Consider the following 13971-nt stretch of genomic DNA (forward strand, 5'->3'; position numbering starts at 1 on the left):
TCATGCACCCTTGTCCGTACGCAACGCGCGTGTTCCATCGCCTCCGGCAGCCGGCCGCGCGACCACCCAGGCGAAGGCGATGATGCCTGCCAGCACCAGCACCGCGCCTGACAGCGCGGTCGCGCCCGGCCAGGGCTCGCCCAGCAGCAGCACGCCCAGCAGCACCGCGAACACCACTTCCGCGCCCTGCATGGCCTCGACCGCACCCAGCGCCAGCGGCTGGTCGCGCACCATCCCGGTGGCCTGGAAAAACAGGATGGTGGCGATCACCCCCGCCGACAGCGCTACGCCCGCGGCCAGCCAGACCTGCGCGGCCGTGGGCGGGCCGGACTGCAGCGCGGCGTAGCCGGCCACCAGCAGCCACAGCGGCTGGCTGGCCAGGGTCATGCCGAACACGCGCTGGGTAGCGTCGAGCGGCTCGCCGCTGCGCTCCAGGTGCAGCAGCAGCAGGCGATTGCCGAGCGGATACGCCACCGCCGAGACCAGCACGCAGGCCAGCGCGATCCAGGCCGCGCGGTCGAGCGCGCCGCTGGCGTGGCCGACCTGCATCAGCAGCACGCCCGAGAGGATCAGCGCCGCCACCAGCAGCCCGGCCGGCGGGATCCGGCGGCGCGCGTCGCGGTACAGCAGGGGCGCGCACAGCATCCCGGCGATCACGGTGAACTGGAACGAGCCCGCCACCAGCCACGACGGCCCGCTCGCGGCCGCGTAGGACAGCATCACGTAGAACAGCACGAAGCCCACGCCGGCGCAGCGCAGCCAGGCCAACGGGTGCGACGCGATCGCGCGCAGCACCGGCATCATCGCGCCCCGCCGCGCGAGCAAGGGCAGCATCAGCGGCAATGTGATCAGGTAGCGCAGGCTGGCCAGCCAGGCCCAGTGCCCGCCGCCGCTGGCGCTGGCGCGGTTGAGCACGTAGGTCATGGTGAAGAACAGCGCGGACAGCAGCGCCAGGCCGACCGCCGCCAGCGCGACGCGGCCATTCACGTCGCGACGGGTCATGCGTAGCGGCTGGCGGCGACGTCGGCGCGGTCGCGGGCCAGGGCCAGGGCGTCGGACAGCGCCTCGGCCTGCGCGGGTTCGTGGATGGCGCTGAAGGCCACGCGCAGCCGCGCCTGTCCTTCCGGCACGGTCGGCGGACGGATCGCGGCGACCCAGTAGCCGGCGTCCTCGAGCGCTTCGGCCATCGCCACAGCGCGCGCGTTGTCGCCGCACAGCACCGGCTGGATCGGCGTTTCCGAGGCCAGCAGCTGCAGGCCGTGGCGGGTAGCGCTGGCGCGGAAACGCTGGACCAGCTCCCGCAGGCGCTCGCGTCGCCAGTGCTCGCGCCGGGCCAGCCTGACCGCCGCCAGCATCGCCGCGGCCTGCGCCGGCGGCAGCGCGGTGGTGTAGAGATAGGGACGCGCGGTTTCGGCGAGGTGGTCGACCAGGTCGGCATCGCCCGCGACGACCGCGCCGCAGCCACCCAGCGCCTTGCCCAGCGTGGCCAGGCGCAGCGGCACCGCGGCGACGTCGAGTCCGGCGGCCGCGACCGAGCCGCGGCCCTCCGGCCCGAGCACGCCGACGCCGTGCGCGTCGTCCACGTACAGCAGCGCCTGCTGCACGCGCGCGGCGATGGCCAGCTCGCGCAGCGGGGCGACGTCGCCGTCCATGCTGAACACGCCATCGGTGGCCAGCATCGCCGCGCCCTCGGGCGCGCCGCGCAGCTGGCGCAGCGCGCCTTCGACGTCGGCATGCGGATAGCGCCGCAGGCGGCAGCCGGCCAGGCGCGCGCCGTCGATCAGGCTGGCATGGTTGAGCCGGTCCTGCACGCAGACATCGTCGTCCTCAAGCAGCGCCTGCATCACCGCCAGGTTGGCGGAAAAACCGCTGCCGAACAGCAGCGTCCGCGGCACCTGCAGCCAGTCGGCCAGCTCGCGCTCGAGCGCGCCATGCACGGCGTGATGGCCGCAGACCAGGTGCGAGGCGACACCGCCCGCGCCGTCGCGCGCGGCCGCGTCCTGCAGCGCGTTCACCACCGCGAAGTGCTGCGACAGCCCCAGGTAGTCATTGCTGCAGAAGTTGAGCAGGCTGCGGCTGCCGCCGTGGCCGTCGGAGACCTCGCAGCGGGCGCCGTCGCGGCGCAGAACCTCGCGGCGCACGCGCCTGGCCGCGCCGGCGCTGCGCTGGCTGCGCGATGCCGCGACGCGGGCATGCAGGTCCGGGCGTTCGATCGGCATGGCGACGCTTCCTGTCAGACGCGGCCCCCCGCCGCGCAGGATCCCGGTCCGGCGCCGGCCGAGATGTCCGCGTGTACGGTACCACCGTGGTCGTGGCCTGGCGCGTCCACCGCGACCTGCATCGCGCGCAGCCCCAGGCGCTGGAACAGGGCCTGGTCGTGGGCCACGTCCGGGTTGCCGGTGGTCAGCAGCTTCTCGCCGTGGAAGATCGAGTTGGCCCCGGCGGCGAAGCACAGCGCCTGCAATTCGTCCGACATCTGCTCGCGCCCGGCCGACAGCCGGACCATCGAGGCCGGCATCAGCAGCCGGGCGACGGCGATCGTGCGCACGAACTCGAACGGATCGAGTTCGGCGGTGCCGTGCAGCGGCGTGCCGGCCACCTGCACCAGGCGATTGATCGGCACCGAGTCCGGGTGCGCGGGCAGGTTGGCCAGGGTGCGCAGGAAGCCGGCGCGCTGGCGCCGCGTCTCGCCCATGCCGACGATGCCGCCGCAGCAGGTCTTCATGCCGGCGTCGCGCACATGCTCGAGCGTGTCGAGCCGATCCTGGATCTCGCGGGTGCGGATCACCGCGTCGTAGAACTCCGGATCGGTGTCGATGTTGTGGTTGTAGTAGTCCAGTCCCGCCGCGCGCAGGGCCTGCGCCTGCTCGCCGCTGAGCATGCCCAGGGTGGCGCAGGTCTCCAGGCCCAGCGCCTTCACCTCGCGGATCATCTCGGCGACCTTGGGGATGTCGCGGTCCTTGGGCGAGCGCCAGGCCGCGCCCATGCAGAAGCGCGAGGCGCCGGCGGCCTTGGCCGCGCGCGCCTTCTCCAGCACCGCGTCGGTGGACATCAGCTTGGTCGCCTCGACACCGGTGTGGTAGCGCTGCGCCTGCGGGCAATAGGCGCAGTCCTCGGGGCAGCCGCCGGTCTTGACCGACAGCAGGGTGCTGACCTGCACCTCGGCCGGGTCGAAGTGGCGGCGGTGGGTCTCGGCGGCGCGGAACAGCAGCTCCGGCAACGGCAGGTCCAGCAGCGCCTCGACCTCCTCCAGCGTCCAGTCGTGGCGGATCGGCGCGGCGCCGGCGACGGCGCGGAGCGGGCTGACGGCAGGCATGGCGGTTCCCTGACAGACGCAAAGGCGAAGGGCGGGCAGTCTGGAAAGCATGCGGGAGCCTGTCAACCGAAGCGGAGGCATCGTGGTTGACGGCTGGTGGCGGCGGCTGGGCATCCGCCTGTGCCTGCCGCGCTGCCTGGCCTGCGGCGAGACGGCCCCGCCCGGGGCCGACCTGTGCCGCGCCTGCAGCGACGCCCTGCCCTGGAACGATGCGGCCTGCGCGCGCTGCGCCCTGCCGCTGTCGGCTCCTGCCCCGGCCTGCGGCGCCTGCCTGCAGGCCGCGTCGCCGCTCGATGCCGCCCACGCCGCGTTCCGTTACGCGGCGCCGCTGGACCGGTTGCTGCCGCGTTTCAAATTCCACAAGGACCTCGCCGCGGGGCGGCTGCTGGCCGAGGCGATGGCGCGGCGCTTCGCCGCGCTGGAGCCTCCCGAGGTCCTGCTGCCCATTCCCCTGCACCTGGAGCGACTGCGGCGCCGTGGCTACGACCAGGCCCTGGAGCTGGCCCGCCCGCTGGCCCGCGCGCTACGGCTGCCGCTGCGGACCGACCTGCTGCGGAGGCAGCGGCCGACGCAGGCGCAGTCGGAGCTCGATGCCGCGCAGCGGCGCCGCAACCTGCGTCGGGCGTTCGCGGTGCACGACGGCCGGCCGCTGCCTTCGCACGTGGTGCTGGTGGACGACGTCATGACCACGGGCGCGACCCTGCACGCGGCCGCGCGGGCACTGCGCCGGGCCGGCGTGGCGCGGGTGGAGGCCTGGGTGTGCGCGCGGGTGCCGTGAGTCGCGTCGCGTCGGCTTGCCCCACCCCGACCCACCCCCGCGAGCGGGGGACGGGGTTGTTCCGTGTGAGGAAGGAAGCCACACGCGGGCGTCGACGGTAGTCGCCGGCGGTCGATCCGGTGGGCACATCGGTTTCGCTGTTCCCCTCGGGCGGCGGAGGGAGTTGTCCCGTGCCGAAGCGAGCCGCGGGGCCGTCCAAGGTGGCTGGCTGACGGTCAATGCGTTACGCACATCGGTCTCGCTCTTCCCCGCAGGGGAGAGAGTTGTCCCGTGCGAGGATGCGAAACACGCAAGCATCCACTGCGATTGACTGGCGGTCGATGCGCTGGGCACGTCGGTTTCGCCCCCTCCCCCGCTCGCGGGGGAGGACTGGGGTGGGGCCACCGCCGCCACGCCACTCAACGCAGCGCGTAATCCCCCGCGATCCCCGCGAAGATCGCCAGCCCCACCCAATGGTTGTGCAGGAAGGCGCGGAAGCAGGCCGCGCGATCGCGCCAGCGCGCGATCAGGAATTCCCAGCCCACCAGCAGCGCCGCCACGCCCAGCCCGGCCCAGTACACCGCACCCAGCCCCGCCTGCCGCCCGACGAGGGCCAGCGCGGCGAAGGTCATCGCGTACAGCACGCCCTGGGCGACCAGGTCGAGGTCGCCGAACAGGATCGCCGTCGACTTCGAGCCCATGCGGATGTCGTCGTCGCGATCGACCATCGCATACCAGGTGTCGTAAGCCGTGGCCCAGAAGATGTTGGCCACGTACAGCACCCAGGCCACCGGCGGCACCTCGCCCTGCACCGCCGCGAAGCCCATCGGGATGCCCCAGCCGAAGGCCATGCCGAGGTACACCTGCGGCAGGTAGGTGTAGCGCTTGAGATAGGGATAGGTCGCGGCCAGCAGCACGCCGACGATGCTCATCAGGATCGTCAGGCGGTTGAGGGTGAGCACCAGCGCGAACGCGACCAGCATCAGCACCGCGAACACCGCCAGCGCCTCGCGCCCCGACACCGCCCCGGTCGCCAGCGGGCGGTCCTTGGTGCGTTCCACCGAACCGTCCAGCCAGCGATCGGCGTAGTCGTTGATCACGCAGCCGCCCGAACGCGTCAGCCACACGCCGGCGCTGAACACGAACAGGATCCACAGCGACGGCACGCCGCCCGAGGCGATCCACAGCCCCCACCAGGTCGGCCACAGCAGCAGCAGCCAGCCGATCGGGCGGTCGCCGCGCACCAGCGCCCAGTACAAGGCGAAGCGCCGGCGCCACTCGGGAACCGGTGCGAGCGGAGTGTCCTGGTCGTGCCCGTGCATCGCCCCAGCCTACCAAGCCCGTCAAGGCTCGCGCCGCGGCCCGGTCCGTGGGACAATCCCCGGCCACGCGCCTGTAGCTCAGCCGGATAGAGTAGTGGCTTCCGAAGCCATTGGTCGGGGGTTCGAATCCCTCCAGGCGCGCCATTTTTTCGTGCGGTTTTGCGCTCCCGGCGATTGGCACGCCGATGCGATCCCAGCCGCCGCGTGAGAGCGCGCCGTCCGCTCCGGGCCCGATTCCAGCACGCGCCGCCCGCTTGCCGCCGTACCGATGACGTGACCGCAGGAGGACCGCCGTGACACTACGGTTCCCGGGACTGCCGCTGGTATTGGCCTGCGCGGCTTGCGCCGCGCAGCAGCCCGCGGCGGCGATGGATGACGCGCGAGCCACGAATGCGCGCGCCGCAGCGCGCTGGACACCCGACGCGTGGAGCACCGGCCAGTACGAAACCACTCCGACCTTCAGCGGGGATGGTGCGCTGGCGGTATTCATGCGCGCCGATCGCGCGTTCCGGCGCTATCGGCTGATGGAGAGCCGCTGCGTCGACGGGCGTTGGACCAGGCCGCGCGAGCCCGCGTTCTCGGCGGACACGGCAATGCACGATGGCGATCCCTTCCTGGCACCGGACGGAAAGTCGCTTTATTTCATTTCCACCCGACATCGCTTCGCCGAAGCCGGCAATGACGACTTCGACATCTACGTGGTCGCCCGCGATGGCGACGGCAACTGGGGGACGCCCCAGCGCCTGCCCGAACCGGTCAACAGCGACAGTTCCGAACTGCTGCCCAGCGTCGATCGCGCGGGCCACCTGTATTTCGGGTCGGATCGTCCAGGCGGCCATGGCGGCACCGACATCTACCGGGCCGTGCGCGACGCGGCGGGCGAGTGGCACGTCGCCAACGTCGCGTCGGTGAACACGCCGGCCAATGATTTCGAAGCCGACGTGTCGCGCGACGGCTCGCAGCTGGCGGTCGTCTCCGACCGCGACGTGCGCTCGCGAATCCATCTTTACAGACGCAACGGCGACGACTGGGTGCCCGGCCTGCGGATCCAGGGCAACGACGAGGTGTTCCAGGTCGGGCCGAAGTTTTCGCCCGATGGCGGTCGCCTGCTGTTCGGCCAGGATGCGGGACCCGCATCGGGAGAAATCTATCTGGTCGATCTGGCCGCGGACGCCGATCCAGCCTGGCCTCCGCGCTGCGAACCCGCCGATCAGCTCATCCAGCCGGTCACCGCTGACTGAATCGCCAGGACTACGCGGCCCGTGGACCCACGGGCCGCGCATCCGACGCGATCACGAGCCGCGAAGCGGCTCAGAAATCGAACCGCACCTGCACCTGGGCCGCGTCGACGTCGAGGTCTTCGACTTCGCTGCGGGTGTACTCGCCGCGCAGGGCGACCAGGTCGTTGAAGCGGTACTGCAGGCCGAGTCCGTAGACCGGGTCGGTGCCGTCGTCCTTGGCGGTGCCGGTCAGGCCCGGGATCGCGCGGTCGAGGTCCCAGCGCTGGAAGCCGGCCTTGGCATAGCCCGAGAACTTCTCGGTGAACGGGAGAATGCCGACCGCGGTGAGCGAAGCCGAGGCCAGTTCGAGGTTGCTGCCCTCGCCGCGCGGCTCGAGCTTGCCGAAGTCGGTATAGCCCGCCTCCAGCGCGAAGTTGCGGTGGAACTGGTAGCCGCCGAAGACGGAGAACGCGGTGTCCTCGTCGTCGTAGGCGCGCTCGTCCACCAGCGCCTGGCCGGCGCCGGCGCCGGCGTAGAAGCCGGTGTCCTGGGCATGGGCGAGCGAAGCGCCGCCGAGCAGGAGGGCGGCAACGGTGGTGGTCAACAGCTTGGAACGCATGGATGTCTCCTGGTGGGGGATGAGCGAATTGCTCGACCGCGGGCCCGGGCGCAAAGCCGGGCTGCTGCGGCGTACCAGGAAGATGGGTGTTCTACTTCTGCACCAAAGTACTCGATTCTGGATTCTTTATCCCAGAATCACGGCTAATGCGCGGTCGGTCAACGCAGCTGCAGCAGTTGCGCGCCGTCGCAGAGCACGCTGCCACCGCTGTCCGCGCGCGGCACCGGATGGCCCCCGGTGAACGCGGAGAACGCCGGCAGCACGGTGATCCGCGGCCGCAGCCAGAACAGCGGATGGCGGCCGATCCCCGGCAGGCGCAGGACAGGGTGGACGTGGCCGCACAGCACGTGCTGCGCGGACGGCCCCGGCGACGGTGCATGGCGAAGTTCGAAAGGCCCGTCGACCACGCCTTCGGGCAGGCGCTCCACGCCTGCCGCCGCCGGGTCGAGGGCGCGATCGTGGTTGCCGGGCACGACGGCGATCGCGACGTCGCGGTGGGCATCGCGGAAGTCACGCCAAGCGGCGTCCACCGCGGCGGTCCGCCTGGCGTGCAGGAAATCGCCGAGGATCCACAGCGAACGGGCGCCACTGCGCGCCAGCAGCCGCGCGAGGCGCCCGAGGTCCTGGGCGGTCCCGCCGGTCGGTACCGCGATGCCGGCGGTGCGGAAGGTATCGCCCTTGCCCAGGTGCAGGTCGGCGATGAGCAGTCGCCCGCGCGCGGGCCAGTACAGGGCGCGGTCGGCGAACAGCCGCACCGGCTCCCCGGCGATGGCCAGGTCCAGCGTCTCATCCATGGCGCTTTTCCAGGCGTTCGGCGACGCGCTGCACGCGCGTGCGCCAGTCCTCGCTGCTGAGCGTGCCACGCATGCCTTCGGCCCACAGCGGAAACGACAACGGGGTGAGCGTCTTCGGATGGTGCAGGTCGATGCGCGCGGCATGGCAGCGCTCGAGCACCGCCTGCAGCGCGCGCACCTCGAGCTGGGCCTCGAAGACCTCGCGCTCGGCCTGCTCGAGCAGCAGGTGGCCCGGATCGTGTCGCTGCAGTACGTCGAACAGCAGGCCGCTGGACGCCTGCAGCTGGCGGAGGCTGCGCAGCGCGCGCCCCGGCAGCGATGGCGGCAACAGGCCCGCCACGCGCGCGATCTCGCGGAACTGGCGGCGCGCCAGTTCGCCCAGGTTGGCGCCGTCGCGCAGGTCGTCGAACAGCCGGGCAGGATCGAGCAGGGCGCGCAGCGTGTCCGCGTCCATCTGCGTCTGCGCGTGCGCGGTCAGCGCCAGGCCGTAGTCGTTGACCGCGAACCCGAACGTGTTGGGCGCCAGCCGGCTCCAGCGCAGCGCCAGCAGCGCGGCCAGCCCTTCGTGCACGCCGCGGCCGGCGAACGGATACACGAACAGATGCCAGCCTTCGCGCGTTTTCGCGAACTCCGCCAGCAGGCCATCCGCAGCCGGCAGCGCGGAAATCCGGGCCTGCAGCTCGAGCAGCGGGCCCAGCGCGCGCAGCTCGGGGCTGTCGCGCGGGCCGGCCAGCACCTGCGCCACGCGCGCGCCGAGTTCGCTGGACATCGGCATGCGCCCGCCCTGCCAGCGCGGCACGATGCCGTCGGCCTTCTTCGCCACGCGCACGTAGGCGGTCATGTCCTGCAGCCGCACGAGTTCGAGCGTGCGGCCGGCGAACTGGAAACGGTCGCGCGGGCGCAGGCGCGAGAGGAAGCTCTCTTCCACGCTGCCCAGGCTGCCGCCGCGCAGCAGCTTCACCTGCAGCGCGCCGTCGCTGGTGATCGTGCCGATCGACAGGCGATGGCGCTGCGCGATGCGGCGATCCGTCACGCGGTAGATCCCGTCGTCGTCCACCACCACCCGCGTGTACTCGGGATAATGCTGCAGCGCTTCGCCGCCCTGCACGATGAAGGCCAGCACCGCCTGCCACTGCGCGTCGCCGAGCGCGGCGAAGGCGTGGGTGCCGCGGACTTCCGCGAGCAGCGCGTCGGGCCGGAAGCCGCCGCCCAGCGCCAGCGTGACGCAATGCTGGGCCAGCACGTCGAGCGAGAGTCGCGGCGGCAGGCGCGCTTCGACCTGGCCCTCGCGCAGTGCCTCGCGCGCGGCGGCGTACTCGGCCAGCTCCAGCGCGTGCGTCGGCGCGCACAGGATGTGCCCGGCCTCGCCGGGACGATGTCGCGCGCGGCCGGCGCGTTGCAGCAGCCGCGCCATGCCCTTGGGACTGCCGATCTGGATCACCTGGTCGACGGCGGGGAAGTCGACGCCGAGGTCGAGGCTGGAGGTCGCGACCACGCAGCGCACGCGGCCTTCGCGCAGACCCTGCTCGACCGAGGCGCGCAGCTTCGGATCCAGCGAGCCGTGGTGAAGGGCGAGCGTCTCGGGCTCGTCGAGCCACGTCGCCGAGAGCGCGCGATGCCAGAGTTCGGCCTGCGCACGGGTGTTGGCGAACAGCAGGGTGGTAGCCGCCGCCTGCAGGCGCGCGGCGACGCGCTGCACCTGCGACAGACCCACGTGCCCGGCCCATGGAAAACGCTCGCCGGCTTCGGGCAGCAGGGTCTCGAGGGTGAGACTGCGAGGCTTGGCTGCCTGCAGGATGGCGGCGCCCGGCGCATGCGGCAGCAGTGCGTCGCGCGCCTGCTCGAGGTTGCCGAGCGTGGCCGACAGCCCCCAGATGCGCACATCCGGCGCCCACGCGCGCAGCCGCGCCAGGCACAGCTGCAGCAGCACGCCGCGCTTGTTGCCGAGCAGTTCGTGCCACTCGTCGACGACGATGCCGCGCAGGCCCGACAGCTGCGCGGCGGTGTCGGGATAGCTCAGCAGCAGGGCCAGCGATTCGGGCGTGATCACCAGCGCATCGGCGCGACCCTGGCGGGCGAGGCGGCGGTCGCGGGAGCTGGCGTCGCCGGTGCGCATCGCGACGGTCCAGTCCAGGCCCAGCGCCTCGATCGGCTCGCGCAGGGCGCGCACGGTGTCGCTGGCAAGGGCGCGCAACGGGGTGATCCAGAGCAGGCGGGTGCGGGCGGCAGGCGCCGTCTTCCTGCGCGCCGTTGCCGGCGTGTGGTGGGACACCCCGGCATCCGGCGCTGCCGGCGCTCCCGCATCGCCTCCAACCACGGCCGGGCACGCAGCCCCTTCTGCCCGCGCCTTCGCCACCCGTCCGACGCGGGTGGCCGCGACGCGCGCTGCGACCATGCGCGCCGATGCCGCCGGGGCAGTCTGCGGGTTGCCGGCGGTCTGCGCCGCACGCCGCGACGCCGTTCCGGCCGCACCGGTCCTGGCCCGCACTGCCTTTGCTGGCGCGAGCTTCCGCCGCGCCGCTTCGGCCAGCGCATCGAGCAGCGGGCCACCCAGGGCGGCCAGGGTCTTGCCGCTGCCGGTGGGCGTGACCAGCAGTCCGGATTCGCCACGGCGCCAGCGGCGCCAGGCCTCGCGCTGGAAGGGCGCCGGTCGCCAGCCCCGGGTGTCGAACCACGCCGCCAGCGGCGCGTCGAAGCGGGTGCGCGGCGCGCCGGACTTCATCGCGCGAGCGCCCGCAGGGTGGCCAGGCGATCGGCTTCGGCCGCGGGCTTGTCGTGGCGCCAGCGCAGGATGCGCGGGAAGCGCACGGCGATGCCGGACTTGTGCCGGGTCGAACGGTTGACCGCCTCGAAGCCGAGTTCGAACACATGCACGCCGGGGACCGAGCGCACCGGGCCGAAGCGCTCCAGCGTGTTGGCGCGGATCCAGCGGTCCAGGCGCAGGATCTCCGCATCGTCCAGGCCACTGTAGGCCTTCGCCACGGGCACCAGGGTGTCGCCGTCCCAGAGGCCGAATGTGTAGTCGGTGTAGAGCGTGCTGCGGCGGCCGTGCCCGGACTGCGCATAGATCAGCACCGCATCCACGGTCAGCGGGTCGATCTTCCACTTCCACCAGTCGCCGCGCTTGCGCCCGGCCTGGTAAGGCGCGTCGCGACGCTTGAGCATCAGGCCTTCGACGCCGCGCTCGCGCGCCTGTTCGCGCAGGCCGGCGGCCTGGCTCCAGTCGCGTGCGTCGACCAGGGGCGAGGCGACGATGCGCGGATCGCCGTGCGCGGCCAGCAGTGCCTCCAGCGCCGCGCGCCGCTCATGCTGCGGGCGCGCGCGCCAGTCCTCGCCGTCGAGTTCGAGCAGGTCGTAGGCCTGCACGCGTACCGGCGTATCGGCGAGGGTCTTCGCGCCGGGCTTGCGCCGCTGGATGCGGGTCTGCAATGCGGTGAACGGCATCGGCTCGGCGGCATCTCTACGCCAGGCTAGCAGTTCGCCGTCGAGGACGCAGTCGCGCAACAGGGCGCGCGCGGCATGCTCGATCTCGGGGAAGCGGCCATCGAGCCGCTCCTCGCCGCGCGACCACAGCGCCACCTCGCCGCCGCGGCGGATCAGCTGCAGGCGGATGCCGTCCCACTTCCATTCCAGCAGCCAGTCGTGGATGGACCCGAGGGCGCGCTCGACCGCCGCCGGATCATTCGCGAGGGTAGCGGGGGGCGGCGCATCGATCTGCTCCGCGTCATGGTCGCTCCGTTCCGCATCGTCCTCGGGCAGCGCGGCCCCGTCCGGCCTCAGCGCCGCCTCCAGCGGCGTGGCCAGGAAGAACGGGTAGGGCTGCTGGCGGTCGCTCGCCAGCTCCTCCTGCGACAGCAGCGTGGCGAGGAACCGGGGCGTCGGCTGCCACTGGCCGAGCATGCGCTGGGCGATGCGGGCGATGTCGATGCCGCTCATTTCCACCAGCGCCTGCTGGACCATGCGTTGCGACACGCCCACGCGCAGTGCGCCGGTGAGCAGCTTGTTGAACAGCAGGCGCTCATCGAAGCACAGGCTGCGCCAGGCCCCGACCACCACCGCCCGGCGCACCTCCACGTCGCGGTTCGCGACCGGCAGCAGGCGGCGTTCGATCCATTCCCACAGCGGTGCGTCGCTGCCCGGCGTGGTGGGGTCGTCGAGCAGCAGGGCCAGGGTCTCGGCCAGGTCGCCGACCTGGTCGTAGCTGTCGTCGACCAGCCAGTCGGGCAGGCCGGCTTCGGCGGCGATCCATTCGCGCAGCTCGCGCGTGTTGGCGATGCGGCGCTTCGCGCCCGCGACCTTGCCGCCGGAAAGCAGGTGCAGCGCCCAGGCCGCGTCGCGCGGCGGCGCTTCGCGGAAGTAGCGCACCAGCGCCGCACGCTTGTCGAGGGTGGCGGTGCTGCGGTCGAGCTCGCGGTAGAGGGCGGCGAAGCGGCGCATCAGGCGGGGGCCGGTGCGGGGATGAATTGAGTGGCGACCTGGACGTGCCCCCACCCCGGCCCTCCCCCGTGAACGGGGGAGGGGGCGTCCTGCTCCTTCCCCCGCCTACGGGGGAAGGTTGGGATGGGGGCAAGGTCCGGCCCGAGGATCTGTGTCATGGCGACCTGTGCGAGCCCCCACCCCGGCCCTCCCCCGTGAACGGGGGAAGGAGTGTCCTGCTCCTTCCCCCGCCCGCGGGGGAAGGTCGGGATGGGGGCAGGTTCAGCAGCGAGGACGCGTGTCGTGGCGATCCAGGCGTGCAGCCACCCCGACCCTCGCCCATGGACGGGAAAGGGAGTGCCCTGCTCCTTCCCCCGCTTGCGGTGGAAGGTTGAGATGGGGGCAGGTTCAGCAGCGAGGACGCGTGTCGTGGCGACCTGGGCGTGCCCCCACCCCCTCCCTCCCCCGCAAGCGGGGGAGGGAGCAGCACCGTGGCGGAAGAGAAGGACTCGCGCCATCAGTCCTCCTCCCCATACCCGGTCCGGAACGCGCCCGCGTCGATGCCGTCCTCGCACAGCTTGCGGACGATCGCGTCGGTGTTGCCGTGGGTGGCGATCACGCGCGTGGCGCCGGTTTCGCGCACGGTGCGGATCAGGTCGGGCCAGTCGGCATGGTCGGAGACCACGAAGCCCCGGTCGTAGTTGCGGCGGCGGCGATTGCCCCGCAGGCGCATCCAGCCGGAGGCGAATCCCGTCTGCGCGCGGCGGAAGCGACGCATCCACGCGCTGCCCGCGGCCGATGGCGGCGCCAGCACCAGCTGCCCCGCGTAGTCGATGCCGCGCGCCTGGTCGGACACGGACTCGGTAGGCGGCAGCGCGATGCCGCAGCCGCGGTACACCTCGACTCCGCTGGCAATCGCGCCATGCAGCAGTACGGGCGCGTCGAGGAACGGCGCGAGTTCGGCCAGCACCCGCTGCGCCTTGCCCAGCGCGTAGCAGAACAGCACCGCGGCGGTGCCCTCGCGTTCGCAGGCCGCGCGCCAGTCGGCGATCTCGCGCGCCACCTCGGCCGTGTCGGGCCAGCGGTAGATGGGCAGGCCGAAGGTCGCCTCGGTGATGAAGGTGTCGCAGGCCACCACCTCGAACGGGGCGCAGGTGGGATCGTGCTGGCGCTTGTAGTCGCCCGAGGCCACCCAGACCCGGTCGCCGTCCTCGATCCGCACCTGGGCCGAACCCAGCACGTGCCCGGCCGGATGCAGCGACACGCGGGTCCCGCCGAGGTCGAAGGGCTCGCCGTATTCCACCACGCGGTAGCGCTGCGCGCCCAGCCGCCACTGCAGGATCGGCAGGCTCTCGCGCACGCAGTGGTATTCGCCCATGCCGCCGCGCGCGTGGTCGCCGTGGCCATGGGTGATCACCGCGCGCGGGACCGGCCGCCAGGGATCGATATGGAAATCGCCCGCCGGGCAGTAGAGCCCTTCCGGCCGCAGTTCCACGAGGTCGCGCCGCGCGGTCTTCACGGGCGGGG

Annotated in this window: 11 protein-coding genes and 1 tRNA gene; 3 read left to right on the forward strand and 9 right to left on the reverse strand. The window is 72.5% G+C overall.

Features of this window, described 5'->3' with window-relative positions:
• The 3 genes from ACFQ2D_RS11655 to bioB are packed head-to-tail and all read right to left on the reverse strand — an operon-like array spanning nucleotide 1 to nucleotide 3316.
• Entirely contained in the window at nucleotides 1-1002 is a 1002-nt protein-coding gene (locus ACFQ2D_RS11655; protein WP_280941143.1) for a multidrug resistance efflux transporter family protein, read from the reverse strand.
• Entirely contained in the window at nucleotides 999-2213 is a 1215-nt protein-coding gene (gene bioF / locus ACFQ2D_RS11660) for an 8-amino-7-oxononanoate synthase (RefSeq protein ID WP_280941183.1), read from the reverse strand. The genes ACFQ2D_RS11655 and bioF overlap by 4 nt, the downstream gene beginning before the upstream one ends.
• 20 nt (nucleotides 2214-2233) lie before the next feature.
• Nucleotides 2234-3316, reverse strand: a complete 1083-nt coding sequence (bioB, locus tag ACFQ2D_RS11665) for a biotin synthase BioB (protein ID WP_280941144.1) — start codon at nucleotides 3314-3316, stop codon at nucleotides 2234-2236.
• Between the two features lie 49 nt (nucleotides 3317-3365).
• On the opposite strand from bioB, the gene ACFQ2D_RS11670 reads away from it, so the two are divergent.
• Nucleotides 3366-4094, forward strand: a complete 729-nt coding sequence (locus ACFQ2D_RS11670) for a ComF family protein (protein ID WP_280941145.1) — start codon at nucleotides 3366-3368, stop codon at nucleotides 4092-4094.
• A 398-nt stretch (nucleotides 4095-4492) separates the two neighbouring features.
• Here ACFQ2D_RS11670 and ubiA read toward each other — a convergent pair whose 3' ends face one another.
• Nucleotides 4493-5395, reverse strand: coding sequence for a 4-hydroxybenzoate octaprenyltransferase (ubiA, locus tag ACFQ2D_RS11675; protein ID WP_280941146.1), 903 nt, complete (start codon nucleotides 5393-5395; stop codon nucleotides 4493-4495).
• 67 nt (nucleotides 5396-5462) lie between these two features.
• On the opposite strand from ubiA, the gene ACFQ2D_RS11680 reads away from it, so the two are divergent.
• Nucleotides 5463-5539, forward strand: a tRNA-Arg gene (locus ACFQ2D_RS11680).
• Nucleotides 5540-5688: 149 nt separating this feature from the next.
• Complete coding sequence (locus ACFQ2D_RS11685; RefSeq protein ID WP_280941147.1) at nucleotides 5689-6636, forward strand: hypothetical protein; 948 nt, start codon at nucleotides 5689-5691, stop codon at nucleotides 6634-6636.
• Nucleotides 6637-6706: 70 nt separating this feature from the next.
• On the opposite strand, the gene ACFQ2D_RS11690 is transcribed toward ACFQ2D_RS11685, so the two are convergent.
• From ACFQ2D_RS11690 to ACFQ2D_RS11710, 5 genes are all read right to left on the reverse strand, one after another.
• Entirely contained in the window at nucleotides 6707-7234 is a 528-nt protein-coding gene (locus ACFQ2D_RS11690) for an outer membrane beta-barrel protein (protein WP_280941148.1), read from the reverse strand.
• 158 nt (nucleotides 7235-7392) lie between these two features.
• Nucleotides 7393-8028, reverse strand: a complete 636-nt coding sequence (gene pdeM, locus ACFQ2D_RS11695; protein ID WP_280941149.1) for a ligase-associated DNA damage response endonuclease PdeM — start codon at nucleotides 8026-8028, stop codon at nucleotides 7393-7395.
• Nucleotides 8021-10750 (reverse strand): ligase-associated DNA damage response DEXH box helicase, encoded by a 2730-nt coding sequence (locus ACFQ2D_RS11700; RefSeq protein WP_280941150.1) that lies wholly within the window; start codon nucleotides 10748-10750, stop codon nucleotides 8021-8023. The genes pdeM and ACFQ2D_RS11700 overlap by 8 nt, the downstream gene beginning before the upstream one ends.
• Nucleotides 10747-12465: a cisplatin damage response ATP-dependent DNA ligase gene (locus tag ACFQ2D_RS11705; protein WP_280941151.1), complete on the reverse strand. Its 1719-nt coding sequence runs from the start codon at nucleotides 12463-12465 to the stop codon at nucleotides 10747-10749. Before ACFQ2D_RS11705 ends, ACFQ2D_RS11700 begins: the two co-directional genes overlap by 4 nt.
• A 496-nt stretch (nucleotides 12466-12961) precedes the next feature.
• Nucleotides 12962-13963, reverse strand: coding sequence for a ligase-associated DNA damage response exonuclease (locus tag ACFQ2D_RS11710; RefSeq protein WP_280941152.1), 1002 nt, complete (start codon nucleotides 13961-13963; stop codon nucleotides 12962-12964).
• Nucleotides 13964-13971 lie beyond the last annotated feature (8 nt).

This window comes from Luteimonas composti (assembly GCF_042678665.1).
Classification (GTDB): Bacteria; Pseudomonadota; Gammaproteobacteria; order Xanthomonadales; family Xanthomonadaceae; genus Luteimonas; species Luteimonas composti.